The sequence below is a fragment of the Bradyrhizobium sp. WBOS07 genome, assembly GCF_024585165.1.
Classification (GTDB): Bacteria; Pseudomonadota; Alphaproteobacteria; order Rhizobiales; family Xanthobacteraceae; genus Bradyrhizobium; species Bradyrhizobium japonicum_B.
Genome location: NZ_CP029008.1, coordinates 3,911,145 through 3,932,838 on the forward strand (window position 1 = coordinate 3,911,145; position 21,694 = coordinate 3,932,838).

Sequence of the window (21,694 nt, forward strand, 5' to 3'; positions counted from 1 at the left end):
TCACCCGCGCCGCTCTGCCCGTCGGGCGCTCGTTTCCGTCGCAAAGCCGTAGATCAGCGCCAGTCGGTCCAGACATTCGCGAAAGCGCCGCGCAAAATAATCGTTCCAGCGCTGCGTCCGGACGGCGCGACGCGCGCCGATCTGATCCATGGTCAGGCCCAGGATCAGCACGTCGTGCACCAGCGCCGCGCCGTCGGTGCCAAGCTCGCGCTCGACCCGATTCAACCGCAACACCGCCTGGCGCTGGCTCTCGGTGATGGGGTCGCGCGTGCGCGTGCCGTCGACATATTCCCGGGTCGGGTCCACCGCCTGAGGCCCCCGCTCCGCCCTCTCCCAATCGTTCTGGAAGGCACGCCCGCCGCGGTATTGCGCCTCGTCGATCTGGTGATGTGCGTGCAGCCGCCCCAGCGGGTCGCCACGGATCGACCGGATGGCCAGGATCTTCTCACCGGAATCGAGCGCCAGCGGATTGTCGATCTCGACCTCCGCCACTTCGGCATTGAACGGCACCTCGCGGGACCGCCGATCGTGGATCTTGGCTAATTTGTAGGACTTGTTGCGTCGGACACGAGCCACTCGGATACTCCTTGCGAAATTGACGACGGAACGGATGGGAGCTCAGGCATCGGAGACCAGCCTCAGCACGACGGGACCGGGGGCGCGGGCGGACGCCGCACCGGAGCGGCACGTCAGGCGCGCGTGCGGCGCGCAATAGCTGGAGCCCGGCCGGCAGGGATGACCGCAGAAGGCGATTTCCTCCCCGTCCTTGTCGCCGCCATAGGGATAGCGGCAATCGGCCGGCTCGAGCTCGACCAGCTGAAGCAGGCGCGGCTGAACGCCGACGCAGCGCAACTTCACCGGCGCCGCCGGCTTCATTGCGGACTTCGGCGGCACGTTCAGGTTCGGTAACACCGCGCGGCGCGGCGAAACCGGAGCCTCGCCCGGCAAATATGGCGCGATCGACGGGCTCGTTATCCATTCCGGGATGACGAGCCCGAGCCGCTTGGCGCGGCCGATCACCGCATTGCGGGTATAAGCCGTTCCAAATCTTGCATTAATCTGTCTTCCGATCTCCGCATAAGACATGCCCTTGCGAAAATAGTCGCGAAGCGCGTCGGAATGCTCCGACGGCCAATGGCCCGGTTCCATGATGCTGTCCTGTGATGCGCTTCCCTCGTCGAGCGACCGGGAGGCGAAACACACATTCCGGTATTCCGAAGCGCAAGTCAAGCAATAATTCTGATATTCATAATTGCATCAATTCCGAATTTCGGATTACAAGAGCCAGGACGGTGCGCAATCGAGGGAATCACCATGTTGGACGTTGCAATGATCGAGCGGGGCCTGGAGAAGACGGGCAAGAGCAAGGGCGGCCTGGCGGCGGCCATGGGCGTGCGCCCCGGCGCGGTCTCGGAGATCCTCGGCGGCGAACGTCTGGTGAAGGCTTCGGAGATCATTCCGATCATGGAATATCTCGAGCTCAATCTCGCGCCGATCATGGGCCGGGTCGGCGCCGGCGCCGTGATCGAGCCGGATTATGAGCAGGTTCCGCCGGAGGGGCTAGGCGACATCACGTTGCCCTTCCCGATCATGGAAGAAACCGTCGCATTCGAAATCGTGGGCGATTCGATGCTGCCCAAATACGAGAGCGGCGACGTGATCGTGGTCTACAAGGATCAGCGCCATCCGCTGTCGAGCTTCTACGGCGAGGAGGCCGTGGTCCGGCTCAAGACCGGCGAGCGCTATCTGAAGACCATCGAGCGGGGGAAGAGTCCGTCCGTCGTCAATCTCACCAGCTTCAATGCCAAGCCGATCGTCGGCGTCAAGCTCGACTGGGTCGGGGAAATCTGCCTGTCGATGCCCAAAGGCCAGCTCGAGCGGCTGCGCGCCAAGTCGGCGCGGCCGCGCAAGAAGAGCAAGTGACCCAAATTCCGTTTTTCAGAAACAATACTTGACTTGATTCCGTTTTTCGGAAATACTCTGCCGCGTTTCCGGTGACGGGAGCGCGGCAGGATCATTTTCATGCAATATTTCGTCGTGATGATCGATTATGGGCGGCGCGGCCGCGAAGCGGTCGTTGATCCCGAAATCACCAGGCGCGAGGTCGTCTCCCGCATCGCCTCTGGCGAATACCAGAATGTCTCGTTCATCCACGAGATCGCGGAGAACTCGGTCGAGGACGTCACCGAGGCCATCCTGACGGAGGCGACCCTGCCCCAGATTCCACCGGAAGAGGTCGACCTCCAGGCAGCCCGCCTCGACCACGCCCGCGATCTGCGCAAGCACGAACGGGCGTGACGCAGGAGAGCCTGCGCCAACGTCCCGGAGTGGATCAAACCGTGAGGACGGTCGATCCCGTCGTCTTGCGCGCGGCGAGATCGGCATGCGCCTTGGCGGCATCCTTCAACGGATAGGTCTGGTGCACCTCGATCTTGACCGCGCCGGACTTGACGACGTCGAACAGCTCCCCGGCCATCGCAACCAGGTTTTCACGCTTGGCGGCATAGGTGAACAGGGTCGGGCGGGTGACGTAGAGCGAGCCCTTCTGAGCCAGCAGGCCGAGATTGAGCGGTTCGACCGCGCCGGAGGACTGGCCGAACAGCGCGGCGACGCCGAGCGGCGCGAGGCAATCCAACGATTTCAGGAACGTGTCCTTGCCGACGGAATCATAGACCACCGGCACCTTCTTGCCGCCCGTGATCTCGTCCACCCGCTTCACGAAGTCCTCCCGGGTGTAAATGATGACGTGATCGCAGCCATGCGCCTTGGCGAGCTTGGCCTTCTCGTCGTTGCTGACGGTGCCGATCACGGTCGCGCCGAGGTGCTTGGCCCACTGGCTCAGGATCAGGCCGACGCCGCCCGCCGCCGCGTGCAGCAGGATTGTGTCGCCGGCCTTCACCCGATAGGTCTGCCGGATCAGATATTGTGTGGTGAGCCCTTTAAGCATCATCGCCGCTGCGGTCTTGTCGTCGACGCCGTCCGGCAGCTTCAGCAAACGGTCGGCAGGGATCAGCCGCGCCTCGGAATAGGCCCCGAGCGGCGAGGCGCCGTAGGCGACACGATCGCCCGGCTTCAGATCGGTGACACCGGGCCCGACCTCCTCGACGATTCCGGCCGCCTCGCTGCCGAGCCCGCTCGGGAGTTGCGCCGGGTACAGGCCCGAACGGTTGTAGATGTCGACGAAGTTAAGTCCGACCGCAGTGTGGCGGATGCGCGCCTCGCCCGGCCCCGGCTTGCCGACGCTGACCTCCTCCCAGACCAGGACTTCCGGACCGCCGGTCTTGTGAAAACGAATGGCATGGGTCATGGGCGTTGCTCCCTTTATCGTTGGGTGAAGGTCCGAGAAAGCCGGATTGGCCGCAGAAATAGGCATTCAGTCTGCCCGTTACAGTACAGACACGTCACAAGAATGTCACAGCGAGCGACAAACCTCCGCCGTTCGACCTCCGTTCGGAAAAGTTGATGACGCGCATGAAGCGACCAGCAGTAGCTTCTGCGCGGGGTTTGGTGGTCGCCTGCGAAGGAGAGCCGAGATGCCAGCTTATGTACAGCATCATCAGGACGTCGAAATCGCGCCCGTGAATTGCCCCACCTGCATGGGGTTCCTGCCGATGTATGTGCGCGAGGTCGAGCCGCATTGGAGCCTTGCCAAGATCGACTTTGTCTATGAATGCGCCGATTGCGGCGCCGAGGTCAGACAGACCATCCGCAAGCCGGAAGTGCTGCGGCACTGAATCCCGCGAACGGCGGACCGCGCAACTATTTGCGTTCAGCGGAAAAAACGCCGCTGATGCGGGTCTGATGTCTCCCAAACGAGGCTTGTTCTTTGCCGGGAACGCAGGCAGAACAAGCCTCAAGCAAGACCTTGGGAGCGCCCATTCGTGGCTGATCAGAAGGCCTCGACCTCGATCGAGGCAGTGGAGAGCGGCCTTGCCGCGCAGGGCTATATCGCCAGCCGGCAGATCGCGACCGCCGTCTATTTGTCGCAGCAGATCGAGAAGCCGATCCTGGTCGAGGGCCCCGCGGGCGTCGGCAAGACCGAGCTTGCCAAGGCGATCGCCGCCTGGCGCGGCATGAAGATGATCCGCCTGCAATGCTACGAAGGCCTCGACGAGGCCAAGGCACTCTACGAGTGGAAATACGCCAAGCAGCTTCTGTATACGCAGATCCTCAAGGACAAGCTCGGCGAAGTCCTCGGCGGTGCGCAGACGTTGCATGCCGCGCTCGCCCAGCTCCACGATTTTGGCGACGTGTTCTTCTCCAAGGAATTCGTCGAGCCGCGTCCCCTGCTCCAGGCGCTGGAGCAGCCGGGCGGCTGCGTGCTCCTGATCGACGAGATCGACAAGTCGGACGCGGAATTTGAATCGCTGCTGCTGGAAATCCTGTCCGACTTCCAGGTCACGATCCCCGAGCTCGGCACCGTCTCGGCCATCACGCCGCCGACCGTGATCCTCACCTCCAACAGCGAGCGAGACCTCGGCGACGCCTTGAAGCGGCGCTGCCTGCATCTGCATATCGGCTTTCCCGAGCAGCGGCTCGAGGAGCGCATCGTCGAAAGTCGCGTGCCCGGCATCTCGCAGGCGCTGCGCCGGCAGATGGTCGGCTTCATCCACGAGATCCGCTCGCTGGATCTGAAGAAGCTGCCGTCGGTCAGCGAGACCATCGACTGGGCACGCGTCCTGGTGCTGCTCCAGGCCGCCGAACTCGACACCGATATCGTCAAGGACACCCTCAACGTGCTCCTGAAATACGAAGCCGACATCGAGGCCGCATCGCCACAGGTGACGAGCTTCATTGCCAAGGCGGCACGGTCCAACGTCTTCGGTTGACGCCGATGCGCGAGAACCTCCATCGTTTCTTTCGGGCAGCGCGGGGCGTCGGCGTTCACGTTTCGCCTGCCGAAAGCATCGATGCGATGCGCGCGGTCGCGCAAGTCGGCATCTCCGACCGAGCCGTGCTGCGCGACGCGTTGCTGCTGACGCTCGCCAAGTCGAAGGACGAGAAGCTCGCGCTCGGGGATTGTTTCGATCTGTTCTTCAGCCAGCCGGAGCCGCGGCAGGACCAGGCCGAGGCGACCGACGACGACGCCTCGCAGGACATGGATCAGTCGCCCGCTTCCAGCTCGGCCAGCGAGCCGGGCGAAGGGCAGCCTCCCGAGGGTTTGGGCCCGCTTGCGCAGATGCTGCTGTCGCAGGACCGCAACGCGATCGCAGCCGCCATCGCCAGCGCCTCCGGTGCGGCCTCCCTGTCTGAGATCCGCTACTCCACCCAGCGCGGCATCTTCTCCAGCCGCATCCTCGACGCCATGGGCCTGCAGCGCCTGCGCGACGATCTCGACCAGCTGACCGCGACCAATCCCGCGCTGGCCGAGCGCCTGCGCGCCGCGCTCGATGCGTTGCGTGAGGCGGTGCGCGACACGGTCGCCCAGGGGCTCGCGCTCTATGCCCGCGAGGAAGCCGAAAATCTTCGCAACGAGATCCTGCGCAACGCGCCGCTTGCCCGCATCGAGCGGCGCCAGGTCGCCGAGATGCGCGCCCTCATCCGCCAGATCGCGCGCCGGCTGCGCGAGCGCTATTCCAAGCCGCGCAAGCGCCAGCGCCGCGGCCATCTCGACGTCCGCCGCACGCTGCGCCGCAACGCGGCGTGGGGCGGCGTGCCATTCCTGACGGCGTGGAAGCGCAAGCATCGCGACCGGCCGAAGATCGTGGCGCTCTGCGACGTCTCCGGCTCGGTCGCTCAGGTCTCGGATTTCTTCCTGCTCCTGATCCACTCCTTGCACGAAGTCGTCGATGACGTCCGTTCCTTTGCCTTCTCCTCGCATCTGATCGAGGTCAGCGACATCCTGGAGGCGAAATCGCCGGAAGAGGCAATGGCCGAGATCATGTCCAAGGTCGGTTTCGGCTCGTCCGACTACGGCTCTTCGCTGGTCGATTTCGAGAAGGACTTCATGAGCGCGCTGACGCCGCAAACCACGGTGATCGTGCTCGGCGATGCCCGCAGCAACAATCTCGAGCCGCGCGCCGACATCCTGCGCCGCATCTCCGAACGTTCGAAGCGGCTGGTCTGGCTCAATCCCGAAGGGCGGCTCGCCTGGGGCTTCGGCGATTCCGAGATGCCGCGCTACGCGACCTTCTGCAGCGTGGTGCGCCAATGCGCCACCGCGCAGCAGCTCGAGCGCGCCGTGTCCGACATCGTGGCGACTTATCAGTAGATCCCGCGCGCAGCCAACCTCGTGGGCGAAACGTCAGTTTCGCGCGAGCTCCGCTTGGCCGAGATTGCACTCCCGGAAGTGATAGGCGATTTCGTCGAGCGCGCGTTGCTCCCATTCCTCGGCTTGCGCAAGCCAGAACAGCCGGCGATCCAAATCGAGAGCCGCACGCTCCCGGCACAGGGATTCCTGACTGCGAATTTCGACCAGCCTGTTCATGCACTCCACTCCTGCCGCGTGAAGTCATTCCCCGCGAATCAACCTAACAGAATCCCAGATCGCTCGCTTCACCATTTCTGTGCATATCGCGAGGCATCATGGGACAGTGATGCTTCCCGTGCACTGCAGCAGCGCGCAGCGCTACATCAACTGCGGATCATCAATTGGTGATCGAGCCACGTATCTATTCCCGATCAGACGATCTTCTTCTCTTATCGCAACGAAGTGCGGCAATTTGTGAAGAGGTGTTCTAAACGGCCTACCGAATTCCCGACTCATTGTCGTCGCATGGTCTTCATGCGGCGCCGCTAACAGGGCGCCAACGGCACGATCTTTGAGGCAACATGAGCAACGATTTCGAATTCGAACTTGCGCCGGACCAGTGGGAAGCGCTGCGTACACTACGCAACCCGCTGTCGAACGGCCGCCTGGCGAAGTCCTATCTTGTCGAAGGCCTCGTCGAGCTCGGCCTCGTTGCCATCAACGACGGCGTACCTGCGATAACGCCGGCCGGACGCAAGGTGCTCGTGCGCGGATCGTGCCGGTTGCTGGATCTCGTGGCGTGACAGGTTCGCGCTGATCCTCGGCGACATCCCTGCCGGCATATCGCCGCAGGTCAGTCGTTCCACTGCAGGAGCGGCGATCCATAGGCCCTTCTCCAGACGGACAGGAAGCGCGGAAACCAGGAGTGAGCCACCGCGCCCTGATAGGCCCAGGTGCGATATTTCAGCCCCTGCTCGGAGATCAGCTCCTGATATCCGCCGTGCAGCTCAGTCGCAGCTCGTATGTCCTTCAAGATTCCCTGGGCGCGGGAACGGTAGGTGTCGCTTCCCGAAAATTCATCATAGTCCAGCATGCGATCCGCGAATTCGACGTTGAACGTCGGCCAGGAGGTACGTCCCTGATAGGCAGGCGCCGCGATCTTGTGGATCAGCTTGTTCCGCGGGTTCTCCGCAGACACCAGGAAGTGGAACGTGCTGGGGATGCGAAAGCGCGGCTCGGCAATGATCAGATCCGCCGTGGCCGCGAACAGCGCCCGCTCGCCAGCTTCGTTCAGATCCCAGAAGCCGCGATGCACGCTGACGAAATCCAGCGCAACTGAGGACGCCGGCGGGCCCTCCGGCCCGTCGAGAGAATGCCTGATATATCCGTCCCTGCCGAACAGACGGAGCAGGTCCTTCTTATACTGCACGAGGTCGCGCCCGAGCAGCCGCTTCAGCTCGTTCTCATCGACGATTCCGAGCTGCACGCCCCACACGAAGGTCGTGTGGACGCAGGCATTGGTGACGAAGCGCCGGCGCTCGGCGCGGGTATCCGTTGCGGCGGAGCGAGGGCCACGAGCGTCGCACAGCAAACAGGAGCTGCCGTCATGATCGAACGGCTCGAGCTCGCTTGCGAGCTTGAGGATTGCGCGCCTCAGGTCACCGCCATACTCAGCCAGCAGCAGGCGTCCGGCATGCGCGCATTGGGACATCGCCAGATAGGACGGCGCCTTCTGGTCGGCCAGGATCATCTGCCGCAGGCCGGCCAGAATGCCGAGCAGCGTATCCGACGGGCGCGAGAAGTAGTTCACGCCGAGGTATCGACCGCGCCCGGCCGGGACGATGGTCGTCGTGACGACATCGGCGCGAACCGCCTCCAGCAACAAACGGATGCTCCTGTCGAGAAGCCGTGCCCGCCGCACCGCGTCCTGCGCATCCATGATGGTTTCGGGGTCGAGGACGTCAGGATAGAACCAGGCGAAGTCGCGGGGGTAGTAGGCGGATGCGTGGGGGGCGCCGGTGACGAGGAAGGCTTCGGTCACCGAAAATGCGCTGTCCATCGCGTGCCGGTAGAGGTCCTCGATGGCCGACAACGAATGCGGCGATTTTCTCAGGAATCGATCCCCGAGAAAATTGACCGCCTGGAGGGCGTTGGCGAAAAACGTCGCAGCCACACCTCGGTAGAATCGGTTTCCGCGATCTGAAGACAACGAGATATCGCTATTCATATGCGGGCTAGAGAGTAACCCCGGCGGTGCGATCACCGTCCGAAGCTTGGCTGATTCGTGTTTCGTCCAGATGACTTGCCGGCTGCCGGCTTGCATCAACCTGCTCGGGCGACGCTTCCCGCTGGCCGATATTCTCGATCGCCCCGAGCCTGCACCCGCGCGGCAGGCGTCGGCACAGGCGTGATCGCGCAACTTTGCTCACTGCGACGTCAAGTCTGCATAGCGGGTTCCAATTTGGCATGGACCGTCACATATCTGCAACAGGCGCCCGCTTCCTGCCGAAGCGTTGAGCAAGGGATGACGCATTTTCACACCTTACGCCGGGCTCCAAACTGGCCCACTATCGAGACATTTCACCCATGCAAGCGCATCCGCGAATGTTGGATTCAATACCTGAGGGCCTGAATTCCGGCGAATCTCCGCTGCTGCGGACGATCGGGCTCACCAAACGTTACGGCGATTTCCTCGCCAACGATTCCATCGACATCGAGATCTGGCCCGGTGAAATCCATGCGTTGCTCGGTGAGAATGGGGCCGGCAAGTCGACGCTGGTCAAGGCAATTTACGGGCTGATCCAGCCCAGCTCCGGTGAAATTTACTGGCAGGGCGAGCGCATCGTGCTGTCCGGCCCCTCGGACGCCCGCCGCCGCGGCATCGGCATGGTCTTTCAACACTTCTCGCTGTTCGACAACCTCACGGTCGCCGAGAACGTCGCGCTCGGCCTCGACGGACGGGAATCCTTCAACGACATGTCGGCACGGCTGGCGCAGGTGTCGAAGACTTACGGTCTTCCGCTCGATCCCCGGAGCGAGGCCTGGCAATTGTCGGTCGGCGAGCGCCAGCGCATCGAGATCGTCCGCGCGCTGATGCAGGACCCGAAATTCCTGATCCTGGACGAGCCCACCGCGGTCTTGACGCCGCAGGAATCCGATCAGCTTTTCATCGTGCTGGAACGCCTCAAGTCCGAAGGGCGCGCCATCCTTTACATCAGCCACAAACTCGAGGAGGTGAAGCGGCTCTGCGATACCGCCACGATCCTGCGCGGCGGCAGGAAGGTCGAGACCTGCGATCCCCGGCGCGAGACCGCCGCTTCGCTCGCGCGCATGATGGTCGGCGGAGAGATCAAGGAGGTGAAGGCGGCGGCCCGCCGGACGACCACCGCGCCGCGGCTCGTCGTCAACGATCTGTCGCTCGCACCGAGCGAGGCGCATGGCGTGCGGCTCGAGCACATCTCGTTCGAACTGAAGGGCGGCGAGATTCTGGGCATCGCCGGCGTCGCCGGCAACGGTCAGGACGAATTATTCGCCGCGCTGTCGGGCGAGCGATTGTCGAAGGATCCGGGCACGGTGGTGATCGACGGCATTGCCGCCGGCCATCTCTCCATCACGCAACGGCGCAAGCTGGGGGCCGCCTTCGTTCCCGAGGAGCGGCTCGGCCACGGCACGGCACCGCGCATGAAGCTCTCGGAGAACGCGCTGCTCACCGGACATGCCGCGAGCGGCATGGTGCATCGCGGCTTCATCGACACCGCCGCCACACTGAAGGCCGTCGACCGCGCGACCGAGACGTTCGACGTGCGCAAGGCCAAGCGCGATCCCGAAGCAGCATCCCTCTCCGGCGGCAATCTGCAAAAATTCATCGTGGGACGCGAGATCCTGCGCAAGCCTGCGGTGCTGGTCGTGAGCCAGCCGACCTGGGGCGTCGATGCCGGCGCCGCTGCCGTCATTCGCCAGGCGCTGCTTGATCTCGCCACCGCCGGCGCCGCCGTGCTCGTGACCAGCCAGGATCTGGACGAACTCGCCGAGATTGCCGATCGTATCGCCGTGATGTTCCACGGCAAATTGTCAGCGCCGCTCGCCGCCAGCGAGGCGACGCGCGAAAAGCTCGGCCTTCTCATGGGCGGCAGCAGCCTGGAGCCGAAGGAGGCGGCGCATGCAGTTGGTGCTTGAGAAGCGCGCCGAGCGCTCCGGCACGATCGCGCTGGTTTCGCCGCTGATCGCGGTCGGCCTCACGATCGCGACGATGGTGATCCTGTTCGCGATCCTCGGCAAGAATCCGCTGCTCGCTTTGCACGCCTATTTCATCGCGCCCTTGACCGACGGCTATTCGCTCCAGGAGATCGCCGTGAAGGCCGCGCCGCTGGTGATGATCGCGATCGGACTGTCACTCTGCTATCTCGCCAATGCCTGGAACATCGGCGCCGAAGGCCAATTCCTGATCGGCGCGGTGGCCGGAAGCTGGATCGCGGTGAGGACGCAAGGCACCGACGCCGGCGCCTGGGTGTTGCCGGCCATGTTCGTCCTTGCCGCCGCCGCAGGTGCGCTCTATGCGCTGATCCCGGCGATCTGCAAGGTGAAGTTCGGCGCCAGCGAGATCCTGACCAGCTTGATGCTGGTCTATGTGGCCGACCTTCTCCTCGACTATCTCGTGCGCGGCCCCTGGCGCGACCCGCACGGCTTCAACTTCCCGACCACGGCCGAGTTCGATCCGGTGGCGACCGTCCCACTGCTGATCGAGGGCGGCCGGCTGCATCTCGGCGCGATCATCGCGCTTCTCGTCGTGGCGGCTGCTGCAATCCTGCTCGGGCGAACCATCAAGGGTTTTGAGATCCGCGTCGTCGGCGCCGCCCCCCGTGCGGCGCGGTTCGGCGGCTTCAAAGCCGACCATCTGGTCATCCTGACCTTCGCGGTGTCGGGCGCGCTCGCGGGCCTTGCAGGCATCATCGAGGTTGCAGGCCCCGTCGGCCATCTCCAGCCCGGCATCTCCCCAGGCTATGGTTTTACGGCGATCATCGTTGCCTTCCTCGGCCGGCTGAATCCGCTTGGAATATTGGTTGCAGGCCTTTTCCTTGCGTTGACCTTCATCGGCGGCGAGCAAGCGCAGATCGCGATGAAAATCCCGTTGGACGTCACCAAGGTTTTCCAAGGTGTTCTGCTGTTCTACGTGCTCGCCTGCGATTCCCTGATCCTCTATCGCTTCAGGCTGGTCTTCCCGAACCGTCAGGTGGCCCGTGGAACTCGTTGAAGCCATCGTCCTCTCGGTGCTCGCTGCATCGACGCCGCTCCTGATCGCCGCGACCGGAGAGCTCGTGACCGAGCGCTCCGGCGTGCTCAATCTCGGCGTCGAGGGCATGATGATCGTCGGCGCGGCCTGCGGCTTTGCCGGTGCTTGGCTCACCGGATCGATCTTCATGGGCGCATTGTTCGGCATCCTCGCGGGCACGATGATGTCGCTGATCTTCGCATTGATGGCGCTCGGGCTCGCCGTCAACCAGGTCGCGACGGGGCTTGCGCTGACCATCCTCGGCGTCGGGCTGTCCGGACTGGTCGGTGCCGGCTTCGTCGGCGAGCGCATCACACCGGCAGTTCATCTCTCGATTCCGGGCCTCACCGATATCCCGCTGGTCGGTCGCGTGCTGTTCGGGGAGAACGCTTTCGTCTACGTCTCCATTGCGCTTGTCGTCGCCGTCTGGTGGTTTCTGTACCGCACGCGCGCGGGACTGATCCTGCGCGCCTGCGGCGACAATCACGTCTCCGCACATGCGCTGGGTTATCCCGTGTTGCGCATCCGCACCTTCGCCGTGATGTTCGGTGGCGCATGCGCCGGGCTTGCCGGCGCCTATCTGCCGCTCGCCTATACGCCGTTCTTCATTCCCGGCATGACCGCGGGCCGCGGCTGGATCGCGCTGGCGCTGGTGGTGTTCTCGTCCTGGCGGCCGGGCCGGCTCGTCGTCGGCGCCTATCTCTTCGGCGCCGTCACGATCCTTCAGCTGCATGCGCAAGGCTGGGGCGTCGGCATTCCCTCGCAATTCATGTCGGCGCTGCCTTATCTTGCGACAATCGTCGTTCTGGTTCTGCTCTCCCGCGCGCGCAGCGGCGGCTCGACCGCACCGGCCGCGCTCGGGACCGTGTTCGTCCCTGACCGCTGAGTTTCATTTCCGCGACGGGCGCGATGGGGCGCGCAGGTTGCGGATCGTGGCTTTCCCCTGATGTTTGGAGATCGATGATGAGGAAATCACTTCTTGCGCTGGCCGCCACACTGTTGCTCGCCGGGAGCATTGGTGCAGCCTCCGCCGCCGACAAGCTGAAGGTCGGCTTCATCTATCTGGGCCCGATCGGAGACTTGGGATGGACCTATCAGCACGATCTGGGGCGCCAGGCTCTGGTGAAGGAATTGGGCGACAAGATCGAGACCACCTATCTCGAGAACGTGCCCGAAGGCCCCGACGCCGAGCGCTCCATCGAGCAGCTCGTCCGCGCCGGCAATAAGCTGATCTTCACGACATCGTTCGGCTACATGGATCCGACGCTGAAGGTCGCCAAGAAATATCCGAACGTACATTTCGAGCACGCCACCGGATACAAGCGCAACCCGAACATGTCGACCTATTCGGCCAGATGGTATCAGGGCCGCTACATTCAGGGCTTGATCGCGGCCAAGATGTCGAAGTCGGGCGTGCTCGGCTATATCGGCTCGTTCCCGATTCCGGAGGTCGTCTCCGGCATCAACGCGACGATGCTGGCGGCGCAGACGATCAACCCGAACATCAAGGTCAAGATCATCTGGGCCAACACCTGGTTCGATCCGGGCAAGGAAGCCGATGCCGCCAAGGCTTTGATCGACCAGGGCGCCGACGTCATCATGCAGCACACGGATTCGCCCGCGGCGATGCAGATCGCCAGCGAACGCGGCAAGCTCGCCTTCGGCCAGGACTCCGAGATGATCAAATTCGGACCGAAGACCCAGCTGACCTCGATCCTCGACACCTGGGGCCCCTATTACATCGAGCGCGTCAAGGCCGAGCTCGCCGGCACCTGGAAGTCCGGAGACACCTGGGGCGGCCTCGACAGCCATATGTTCACGATGGCGCCCTACACCAACATGCCCGACGAGGTGAAGAAAATGGCGGAGGATGCCCAGGCCGCGATCACCTCAGGCAAGCTGCATCCGTTCAAATGCCCGATTGTTGGGCAGGACGGCAAGCCGGTGGAGTGCAAGGGCGGCGATCACCTCGATGACAGCCAGATCCTCGGCATGAATTTCTACGTCAAGGGCATCGACGACAAGCTGCCGGGCAAGTAGCACGCTTCTTGCTTTGCTCAAATCACCTGCTCCTCCCGGAGGAGGTTCGGAGGGGGTGGCCAGAAGCACCCGGCACTTGTGGTCGCCCCCTCTTTCAATTTCTGCCCCTATCCCACCTGCATGGCCCGCGCCGCGGAACTGTGGCGACGGACGAGATCGGCGACATCCAGACCCGGAATCGCACCGTCGATCACGACCCATTGTCCAGCTACCATCACGCGGTCGGCCCGATGCGCCCCGCACAGCACCAGCGCGGCCAGGGGATCGCCGTGGCCGGAGAAGCGCAGCTCGTCCAGCTTGAACAGCGCGAGATCGGCCGCCTTCCCGACGGCGATCTCGCCGAGTTCCGGCCGGCCGACGCAGGCCGCCGAGCCCTTGGTGGCCCAGCGCAACGCATCCTTGTGGCTGACTTTCGTGACGCCATAGCGGGCCCGTTGCAGCAGGAATGCGGCCCGTACCTCCTGCATCAGGTTCGATCCGTCGTTCGAGGCCGAGCCATCCACGCCGAGCCCAATCCCGACGCCGGCCTCCTCCATCTCGCAGACCGGACAGCAGCCCGACGCCAGCAACTGGTTGCTGCACGCGCAATGGCTGATGGTCGTCCTGGCCTTGCCGAGCCGCTTGATCTCGTCGGCGTTGAAGAAAATGCCGTGAGCGAGCCAGGTTCGCGCATTCAGCCAGCCGCATTGTTCGAGATAATCGAGCGGGCGGCAGCCATACATCTGCTCGCAGAACTTGTTCTCATCCTCGGTCTCGGCGAGATGGGTGTGCAGCCGCACATCGAGCTTGTCGGCGAGATCGGCGGTTGCGCGCATCAGGGACGTCGTCACCGAGAACGGCGAGCACGGCGCCAGCGCGATCTGCACCATCGCGTCCGGACCACGCTGGTGATGTACGGCGACCACGCGCGCGCTGTCGGCGAGGATCGTGTCTTCGTCCTGCACCACGCTGTCGGGCGGCAAGCCGCCGTCGCGCTGTGACAGGTTCATCGAGCCGCGCGTCAGCAGCACGCGGACGCCGAGCCGCTTTGCGACGCCGACCTCGATGTCGATGGCGCCTTCGAGTCCTGTCGGGAAAACGTAATGATGATCGGTCGTGGTGGTGCAGCCCGACAGCAGCAGCTCGGACATCGCCACGGAGACGCCGAGCTCGAGTGCCTCAGGCGTCAGCCTCGCCCACACCGGGTAGAGTGCCTGGAGCCAGGGAAACAGCTCGCGGTCCATCGCCGCCGGCAGCGCCCGCGTCAGCGTCTGGTAGAAGTGATGATGGGTGTTGATCAGGCCCGGCAGCACGACGTGCTCGCTTGCATCGAACACCGCGACATCGGCGGTCGCAGGCGTGCCGCCGGCCGGCACCAGCTCGACGATCCGGCCGCCCGTCACCACAATCCCGCGCTCGGCACCGTCGGCGAGGATCGCCAGGGGATCCCTGATCCAGATCGGCCTTGTGCTCATGATCCCGCTTCTCCTCACATTCGTTGACGACAGGACCGCAAGGCGGAGGCGGGTCCGATCGCCAACTTGCTGCGACTTGTCGTTGCGACTTCTTGTTGCGACTTGGCTCCGGTCTTGCAAGACTTTCTGTCGGACGATTCACCGACGCGAGCGTGGGCGCAGCCATGGACTTGAATACCATCACAGCGGTCGCCCATCCGCAAACGCGCGCACAGCTGCCGGTTTGGACGGCGGGAGATGCTTGGCTGGCAGGCGGCACCTGGTTGTTCTCGGAGCCGCAGACTCATCTGACACGGTTGATCGATCTCACCGATCTGAAATGGCCGGCGCTGTCGGTCACCGAGACCCATCTCAGCATCGCCGCGACCTGCACCATCGCACAGCTCGATGGTTTCGTCTGCCCGCCTGATTGGCGCGCAGCGCCGCTGATCGGCCAATGCTGCCGGGCCTTTCTGGCCTCGTTCAAGATCTGGAAGACCGCGACCATCGGCGGCAATCTCTGCATGTCGCTGCCGGCAGGGCCCATGATCTCGCTCGCTTCCGCGCTCGACGGCGTCTGCACCGTCTGGAAGGCCGGTGGCGGCGAGCAGAAGATTCCGGTCATCGACTTCATCACCGGCAACCAGCGCAATCGCCTGACGCCGGGTGACCTGCTTCGCCAGATCGATATTCCGATTGCCGCGTTGAAGCGCCGCACGGCGTTTCGCCAGATCTCGCTGGCACCGGTCGGCCGCTCCGCGGCGCTCCTCATCGGCAGCCTCGATGCCGATGGCACGTTGACGCTCACGGTTACCGCATCGACGGTACGGCCGATCCGGCTGTCCTTTCGCGGCGTCCCGGACGCGAGTGCATTGCACGCGGCGATCGCGCAGCAGATCACGGACGATCTGTACCACAACGACATCCACGGCCAGCCGCTCTGGCGCAAGCACATGACATTGCGGCTCGCCGAGGAGATTCGCCGCGAGCTCCTGGGAGCGACGCCGTGAGTTTCGAGATCAACGGCAGGAGTTTCTCGCAGGAGCCGCGCGCCGGCCAATGCCTGCGCACCTTCCTGCGCGAGCTCGGCCATTTCGGCGTGAAGAAAGGCTGCGATGCCGGCGATTGCGGCGCCTGCACCGTGCTGCTCGACGGCGAGCCGGTGCATAGCTGCCTGATCCCGGCTTTCCGCGCCGAGGGACGCCCCGTGACCACGATCGAAGGTCTTGGCGGAGACCACGGCACGCATCCGATGCAGCAGGCTTTCCTCGACGCGCAAGGCTTTCAATGCGGCTTCTGCACCGCCGGCATGATCCTCACCTGCGCCTCGCTGAACCAGGCCCAGCGCACCGATCTCGGCACGGCGCTGAAGGGCAATATCTGCCGTTGCACCGGCTACCGCTCGATCGAGGATGCGTTGCTCGGCAAGACCAACGTCGAGACAGGTGTCGAGGCCGGCGCCGCCTTCGGCCGCAGCCTGCCTGCGCCCGCCGGCCCCGACATCGTGCGTGGCACCGTGCGCTACACCTTCGACACCACAATCGACGGCCTGCTCCATGTCAAGCTGGCGCGTTCGCCTCACGCCCACGCCAGGATCGTCGCGATCGACAAGTCGGACGCGCTGAAGATTCCCGGCGTGCACGCGGTGCTGACGCACGAGGATGCGCCTTCGGTCCTGATCTCGACTGCGCGGCATGAGATGGACTGGATGGATCCGGAGGACACCCGCATTCTCGACGACGTCGTCCGCTTCATCGGACAGCGGGTTGCTGCAATCGTCGCCGACAGCGAGGCCGCCGCCGAGGAGGCGTGCCGCCGGCTTAAGGTCGATTACGAGATTCTGCCGGCGTTGATCGATCCCGAGCAGGCGATGGCGCCGGGCGCGCCCGTCCTTCATCCCGATCGAACCACCGCGAACCGCATCGCCGATCCCCAGCGCAACCTCGCGGCGGAGACGCATGGCGAATTCGGCAACGTCGCCTCGGCGCTCGCCGCCTCCGCCGTGACTTACGAGGGCACTTTCCATAGTCATCGCGTGCAGCATGCGGCGCTGGAGACCCATGGCGGCCTCGCCTGGCTCGATGAGTCCGGCGTGCTCAATGTCCGCAGCTCGACCCAGGTGCCGTTCCTGACCCGCCGCGCGCTGTCGAACATTTTCCGGCTTCCCATGGACAAGATTCGCGTGTTCTGCGAACGCGTCGGCGGCGGCTTTGGCGGCAAGCAGGAGATGTTCGTCGAGGACATCCTGGCGCTCGCTGCGTTGAAGACTGGCCGCCCTGTGAAGCTGGAGTTCACCCGCGAGGAGCAGTTCATCGCGACCTCGACGCGGCACCCGATGCGGATCCATATCAAGGCCGGCGCCGACGCCGGCGGCAAGCTCACCGCGCTCCAGCTCGATCTGCTCTCCAACACCGGCGCTTACGGCAATCACGCCGGGCCCGTGATGTTCCACGCCCTGGCGGAATCCATTGCCGTGTACAACTGCCCGAACAAGCGGGTCGATGGCTTTGCGGTTTATACCAATACGGTGCCGGCGGGGGCGTTTCGCGGTTACGGCCTGCCACAGGCGCTCATCGCCGTGGAAGCCGCAATCGACGAGCTGGCGAAGCAACTCGGCATCGGCGGCTACGAGATGCGCCGGCGCAACATCATCAGGCCCGGCGATCCCATGCTGTCGCCACCGCCGTCCGAGTATCACGACGTCGTCTACGGCTCCTACGGGCTCGACCAGTGTCTCGACCTGGTCGAGCGCGCCATGCAGGCCGATGGATCCCAGCCGGACCTGTCGCCGGAATGGCTGATCGGCGACGGCGTCGCGCTGACCATGATCCACACGGTGCCGCCGGCCGGACATATCGCCGACGCCATGATGGTGCTCAACGAGCACGGCGGCTTCGAGCTCAGCGTCGGCACCGCCGAGTTCGGCAACGGCACCAGCACCGTGCACCGGCAGATCGCGGCGACCACACTTGCGACCACCGTCGACAGGATCCACCTGCGCCAGTCCGACACCGCCCATGGCGGCCATGACACCGGCGCCTATGGCAGTGCGGGCACCTTCGTCGCCGGCAAGGCGACCCATGCGGCTTCGATGCAGCTCGCGACCGAGCTGAAGGCGGCCGCCGCCGGCGCGTGGCTGTGCGACGTCGAGACCTGTGTGCTCGAGGACAATGCGGTCGCCTGCGGCGTTCGGCGCATGTCCTTTGTGGAGCTGGCAAAGCTCGGCGGCGAACGCGGGCGACCATTCACAGGCAGCGGCAATTCCGGCGGCACGCCGCGCTCGGTCGGCTTCAACGTGCAGGGCTTTCGCATCGCCGTGAACCGGGGCACCGGCGAGCTCAGGATTCTCAAAAGCGTGCACGCCGCCGACGCAGGCGTCATTGCCAATCCCATGCAGTGCCGCGGTCAGGTCGAAGGCGGCGTCGCTCAAGCGCTCGGCGCCGCGCTCTACGAGGAGATGGTGATCGATGCCGAGGGGCGCGTCATCAACCCGAAATTCCGCGACTACCACCTGCCCTCATTCGCCGACGTGCCCCGCACCGAGGTGTTCTTCGCCGAGACGTCCGACAGCATCGGTCCGTTGGGCGCGAAGTCGATGAGCGAGAGCCCGTACAATCCGGTCGCTGCCGCGCTCGGCAATGCCATTGCCGATGCCACCGGCATCCGCTTCACCGCACCGCCGTTCAAGCCGGACCGGCTGTTTCCGGCGCTGCTCGACAAGTTCGGCGGCTAGCTGCCGCGATAGGTCGAATAGCTCCACGGCGTGACCAGCAGCGGCACGTGATAGTGGCCTTCCGGCTCGCTGATCGCGAAGCGCAGCGGGATTTCGTCGAGGAAGGGCGGATCGGTGAGCTGCACATTGCGCTCGGCGTAGTATCCGGCAATGCTGAATCTGAGCTCGTAACGGCCGATCGGCAGCGGCCGGCCACCGATCAGCGGCTGATCGGTGCGGCCGTCCGCATTGGTGACCGCGCGCGCGATGACGCGGTTCTCGCCGAGCGCGGAAAGTTCGACAAGCTCCACCGGGATGCCCGCCGCAGGCCTGCCGACATGATTGTCCAGCACATGGGTCGACAAGCGGCCATGCACCTTCAACGCGTCGTCGGCAATGACGAGCTGATCGAGCCGCAGCGCGGAGATGCGGCCGATCTCCTCGATCGCACGCCGCGTCTCGGTCTTGGCGATATTGCGCAACCGGACCTCGAAATCGCGCAGTACGGAATCCCGGGTGTGCCGGCGCACGCAGACGATATAGGGAAAGCCGAACTTGGCGCGATAGGCATTGTTGACGCGCTCGAAGGCGGCGTATTCGGCATCCGACAGCCGATCGAGGCCGGCGCTGCTCTGCTCATGGGTCGAGTCCGCCGTGAGGCCTTCCGCGCGCCGGGTCTTGCTGGCGAGATCGGGATGCGCCCGGATCAGCGCGAGCTGCACATCGGGGTCGGCGCTTTGGATCGCCGCCATCAGTGCCGTGTGCAGCTGGTTGATGCCGGCGAACGGCCGCTTGTCGGCCAGCTGCTCGGCGATCCACGGCGAATATTCGACGACGTTGGCAAGCGCCGCCACGAAATCAGGCTTTGCAGCGGCATTGAGATCGGACAGGGAAAGCTGCGACATCGTCAACCGATCTCGAATGCGTCGGCGGCAAGATGCGCGTGCCTGGCGTGCCAGTGCTGCGCGATCTGCAACCGCGTCGGTACCCAGAGACGCTCGTGCCTGCCGATATAGTCGAGGAAGCGGATCAGGCCCGCAGCGCGGCCGGGCCGGCCGGCGAGGCGGCAATGCAGGCCGACCGACATCATCTTGGGCGCGGTCTCGCCTTCGGCATAGAGCACGTCGAAGGCATCCTTGAGGTAAGTGAAGAACTGCTCGCCTTCTGCAAACCCCTGCGGGTTGATGAAGCGCATGTCGTTGGCATCCAGCGCATAGGGAATGACGAGCTGCTTGCCGTTCGCGCCCTTGATCCAATAGGGCAGATCGTCGGCATAGGAATCGCAGAGATAGAGAAAGCCGCCCTCCTCCATCAGCAGACGGTTGGTGTTGATCGAGGAACGTCCGGTGTACCAGCCGAGCGGCCGCGCGCCGGTGGCTTCGGTATGGACGCGGATCGCCTCCGCGATCTCGGCGCGCTCCTGCGCCTCGGTCATGTCCTTGTGCTCGATCCATTTCAGGCTATGACTGGCGATATCCCAGCCCGCCTCGTTCATCGCCGCAACGATCTCGGGGTTGCGCTTGAGCGCGGTGGCGACGCCGAACACCGTGGTCGGCCAGCTGCGTTCGCCGAACATCCGCCACAGCCGCCAGAACCCGGCGCGCGAGCCGTATTCGAACATCGATTCGATATTGGCGTGGCGCTGGCCGGGCCACGGCTGCGCGCCGAGCACGTCGGACAGGAACGCTTCCGAGGCGCGGTCGCCGTGCAGGATGTTGTTCTCGCCGCCTTCCTCGAAATTGACGACGAACTGCACCGCGATGCGGGCATCGCCGGGCCATTGCGGGTGCGGCGGGTTGCGGCCGTAACCGCGGAGATCGCGCGGGTAGCTGTTATCGGTCACTCAGACTTCCTCAAAGCGAATCGGCAGGGCGCCCTTCCACAGCACGCTCTTGCCCAGCGTTGCCAGATTCTCCAGGCCGGAGGTCAGCGTGATGAAATGGTTGCCGGCAAGCTGGCCCATCTTGCTCGCGAAATGGACGCTGCCATAGGCCAACAGGATCTCGGTCTCGCTGATGCCGCCGGGATAGAGTATGATCTGGCCGGGCGCGGGATAGCTGGTGTGGTTCTCGTAGCCGACGCCGAAATCGAGGTCGCCGAGCGGCATCCACACGCCCTCGCCGCTCCAGCGCACATGGATGACGTGGCTTTCGAACGGCAGCACATTGCGAAAGGCGGCGACAGTCTTGGGTGCCAGCTGCTCCTCGAAGCGGGCATCGAAGGTGAAATCGCCGGCGCGGATAACGAGCTTGCTCATCTCATCTCTCTGGATCGGGGCCGGCCGCCCCAGCTCAAGCAAGAGCACTCCCGACGACTTCGCGCAAGTGGCGCGGTCGCATCACCCGCGGTCCCAGGACCAGCCGAACATGGCGCGCCGCCGCAGCGCCGGTTCCGGCTCGGCGCAGGCCGCGCCGTCTCCTTCGCCGCGGTGTTTGCCGCAATGGATTCCATTGAACCGGATTGGGAGAGGCAAGTCCATCGGCGCCAGCGGGCATGATGCCGAATATTTAGCCGGCATGGGCCGGGCCGGCGGGCGCACGGCGTCATCACCACTCGCTCTCGTGTCCCGGACAAGCCGCAACGCGCGAGCGTTGCGGCGCAGAGCCGGGACCCAGTGTCGTAGGGTGGGCAAAGGCGCATAGCGCCGTGCCCACGATCCTTCAGATGCGGCGAAAGACGCGTGGGCACGCTGCGCTTTGCCCACCCTACGAGATCGGAGTTTGTGCTCGCCCGCTCAAATCGCAGACATGCCTCATCAGCCTCGCGGCTTGTTTCGCCCGAGCTTTGCTTCGTCTTCGCGCCTCGGAAAGCCAAGAGGGCGCAGGGAAGGCCGGGTGCTGACAACGCACCCGCGGTCTGCTGCGCAAAAATGCACACGCAGAAGAACCGCACAGCAGCATACAGGTGGTGCCGATCACTCGGCCTTCCCTGCGCGATGGTCGGACGGCTTATGCCGTGCTCTCCCGGGAGCCGAACTTTCCTTCTGGCCTCCCTCGCCCCGCGAATTGGATGATGCAGTCTGCCCGGTTGGGCTCGCTCGCACCTCCGCG

The 21,694-nt window shown here is 64.5% G+C and carries 21 protein-coding genes; 12 read left to right on the forward strand and 9 right to left on the reverse strand.

Features of this window, described 5'->3' with window-relative positions:
- Nucleotides 1-576: a hypothetical protein gene (locus tag DCM79_RS18705; RefSeq protein WP_257175757.1), complete on the reverse strand. Its 576-nt coding sequence runs from the start codon at nucleotides 574-576 to the stop codon at nucleotides 1-3.
- Between the two features lie 42 nt (nucleotides 577-618).
- Nucleotides 619-1,149 (reverse strand): GcrA family cell cycle regulator, encoded by a 531-nt coding sequence (locus DCM79_RS18710; protein WP_257175758.1) that lies wholly within the window; start codon nucleotides 1,147-1,149, stop codon nucleotides 619-621.
- A gap of 165 nt (nucleotides 1,150-1,314) precedes the next feature.
- Here DCM79_RS18710 and DCM79_RS18715 point away from each other — a divergent pair, with 165 nt between their 5' ends.
- Both DCM79_RS18715 and DCM79_RS18720 read left to right on the forward strand, forming a co-directional pair.
- A complete protein-coding gene (locus DCM79_RS18715; protein ID WP_028137737.1) occupies nucleotides 1,315-1,923 on the forward strand; it encodes a S24 family peptidase in 609 nt (202 codons plus the stop codon).
- Nucleotides 1,924-2,022: 99 nt separating this feature from the next.
- Nucleotides 2,023-2,298, forward strand: coding sequence for a hypothetical protein (locus DCM79_RS18720; protein WP_028137738.1), 276 nt, complete (start codon nucleotides 2,023-2,025; stop codon nucleotides 2,296-2,298).
- A 34-nt stretch (nucleotides 2,299-2,332) separates the two neighbouring features.
- On the opposite strand, the gene DCM79_RS18725 is transcribed toward DCM79_RS18720, so the two are convergent.
- Nucleotides 2,333-3,307, reverse strand: coding sequence for a quinone oxidoreductase (locus DCM79_RS18725; protein ID WP_126255621.1), 975 nt, complete (start codon nucleotides 3,305-3,307; stop codon nucleotides 2,333-2,335).
- Between the two features lie 226 nt (nucleotides 3,308-3,533).
- Between DCM79_RS18725 and DCM79_RS18730 the strand changes: the two genes are divergently transcribed.
- The 3 genes from DCM79_RS18730 (at nucleotide 3,534) to DCM79_RS18740 (ending at nucleotide 6,211) form a co-directional block, all read left to right on the forward strand.
- Nucleotides 3,534-3,734 (forward strand): hypothetical protein, encoded by a 201-nt coding sequence (locus tag DCM79_RS18730; RefSeq protein ID WP_194403530.1) that lies wholly within the window; start codon nucleotides 3,534-3,536, stop codon nucleotides 3,732-3,734.
- A 147-nt stretch (nucleotides 3,735-3,881) separates the two neighbouring features.
- The gene (locus DCM79_RS18735; RefSeq protein WP_257175759.1) at nucleotides 3,882-4,829 is read left to right on the forward strand and encodes a MoxR family ATPase; all 948 of its coding nucleotides are present in this window, start codon (nucleotides 3,882-3,884) and stop codon (nucleotides 4,827-4,829) included.
- A gap of 5 nt (nucleotides 4,830-4,834) precedes the next feature.
- The gene (locus tag DCM79_RS18740) at nucleotides 4,835-6,211 is read left to right on the forward strand and encodes a VWA domain-containing protein (RefSeq protein WP_257175760.1); all 1,377 of its coding nucleotides are present in this window, start codon (nucleotides 4,835-4,837) and stop codon (nucleotides 6,209-6,211) included.
- A gap of 33 nt (nucleotides 6,212-6,244) precedes the next feature.
- Here the strand turns inward: DCM79_RS18740 and DCM79_RS18745 are convergent, their stop codons facing one another.
- Nucleotides 6,245-6,427 (reverse strand): hypothetical protein, encoded by a 183-nt coding sequence (locus DCM79_RS18745; RefSeq protein ID WP_028137743.1) that lies wholly within the window; start codon nucleotides 6,425-6,427, stop codon nucleotides 6,245-6,247.
- Nucleotides 6,428-6,771: 344 nt separating this feature from the next.
- Between DCM79_RS18745 and DCM79_RS18750 the strand changes: the two genes are divergently transcribed.
- Entirely contained in the window at nucleotides 6,772-6,993 is a 222-nt protein-coding gene (locus DCM79_RS18750) for a hypothetical protein (protein ID WP_257175761.1), read from the forward strand.
- A gap of 50 nt (nucleotides 6,994-7,043) precedes the next feature.
- Here the strand turns inward: DCM79_RS18750 and DCM79_RS18755 are convergent, their stop codons facing one another.
- Nucleotides 7,044-8,417: a hypothetical protein gene (locus tag DCM79_RS18755; protein ID WP_257180789.1), complete on the reverse strand. Its 1,374-nt coding sequence runs from the start codon at nucleotides 8,415-8,417 to the stop codon at nucleotides 7,044-7,046.
- A 359-nt stretch (nucleotides 8,418-8,776) separates the two neighbouring features.
- Here DCM79_RS18755 and DCM79_RS18760 point away from each other — a divergent pair, with 359 nt between their 5' ends.
- The 4 genes from DCM79_RS18760 to DCM79_RS18775 all read left to right on the forward strand — a co-directional run bounded on the left by DCM79_RS18760 (nucleotide 8,777) and on the right by DCM79_RS18775 (nucleotide 13,499).
- Complete coding sequence (locus DCM79_RS18760; RefSeq protein ID WP_257175762.1) at nucleotides 8,777-10,366, forward strand: ABC transporter ATP-binding protein; 1,590 nt, start codon at nucleotides 8,777-8,779, stop codon at nucleotides 10,364-10,366.
- Complete coding sequence (locus DCM79_RS18765; RefSeq protein ID WP_257175763.1) at nucleotides 10,350-11,441, forward strand: ABC transporter permease; 1,092 nt, start codon at nucleotides 10,350-10,352, stop codon at nucleotides 11,439-11,441. Before DCM79_RS18760 ends, DCM79_RS18765 begins: the two co-directional genes overlap by 17 nt.
- On the forward strand, nucleotides 11,428-12,345 hold the full coding sequence (locus DCM79_RS18770; protein WP_257175764.1) for an ABC transporter permease: 918 nt from the start codon (nucleotides 11,428-11,430) through the stop codon (nucleotides 12,343-12,345). The genes DCM79_RS18765 and DCM79_RS18770 overlap by 14 nt, the downstream gene beginning before the upstream one ends.
- Before the next feature lie 77 nt (nucleotides 12,346-12,422).
- Nucleotides 12,423-13,499: a BMP family ABC transporter substrate-binding protein gene (locus tag DCM79_RS18775; protein WP_257175765.1), complete on the forward strand. Its 1,077-nt coding sequence runs from the start codon at nucleotides 12,423-12,425 to the stop codon at nucleotides 13,497-13,499.
- Between the two features lie 107 nt (nucleotides 13,500-13,606).
- Here DCM79_RS18775 and DCM79_RS18780 read toward each other — a convergent pair whose 3' ends face one another.
- Nucleotides 13,607-14,953, reverse strand: coding sequence for an 8-oxoguanine deaminase (locus DCM79_RS18780; protein WP_373568088.1), 1,347 nt, complete (start codon nucleotides 14,951-14,953; stop codon nucleotides 13,607-13,609).
- Nucleotides 14,954-15,117: 164 nt separating this feature from the next.
- Here DCM79_RS18780 and DCM79_RS18785 point away from each other — a divergent pair, with 164 nt between their 5' ends.
- Complete coding sequence (locus DCM79_RS18785) at nucleotides 15,118-15,942, forward strand: FAD binding domain-containing protein (RefSeq protein WP_257175766.1); 825 nt, start codon at nucleotides 15,118-15,120, stop codon at nucleotides 15,940-15,942.
- Nucleotides 15,939-18,665 carry a molybdopterin-dependent oxidoreductase gene (locus tag DCM79_RS18790; RefSeq protein ID WP_257175767.1) on the forward strand — a complete coding sequence of 909 codons (2,727 nt, stop codon included), beginning with the start codon at nucleotides 15,939-15,941 and terminating at the stop codon, nucleotides 18,663-18,665. Before DCM79_RS18785 ends, DCM79_RS18790 begins: the two co-directional genes overlap by 4 nt.
- Here DCM79_RS18790 and uraD read toward each other — a convergent pair.
- Genes uraD through DCM79_RS18805 form a run of 3 tightly spaced genes read right to left on the reverse strand, consistent with a single transcriptional unit; the run spans nucleotide 18,662 to nucleotide 20,901 of the window.
- The gene (uraD, locus tag DCM79_RS18795; protein WP_257175768.1) at nucleotides 18,662-19,549 is read right to left on the reverse strand and encodes a 2-oxo-4-hydroxy-4-carboxy-5-ureidoimidazoline decarboxylase; all 888 of its coding nucleotides are present in this window, start codon (nucleotides 19,547-19,549) and stop codon (nucleotides 18,662-18,664) included. The genes DCM79_RS18790 and uraD overlap by 4 nt on opposite strands.
- Nucleotides 19,550-19,551: 2 nt before the next feature.
- Entirely contained in the window at nucleotides 19,552-20,487 is a 936-nt protein-coding gene (gene puuE / locus DCM79_RS18800) for an allantoinase PuuE (RefSeq protein WP_257175769.1), read from the reverse strand.
- Nucleotides 20,488-20,901, reverse strand: a complete 414-nt coding sequence (locus tag DCM79_RS18805) for a DUF3830 family protein (RefSeq protein ID WP_257175770.1) — start codon at nucleotides 20,899-20,901, stop codon at nucleotides 20,488-20,490.
- Nucleotides 20,902-21,694: the final 793 nt, after the last annotated feature.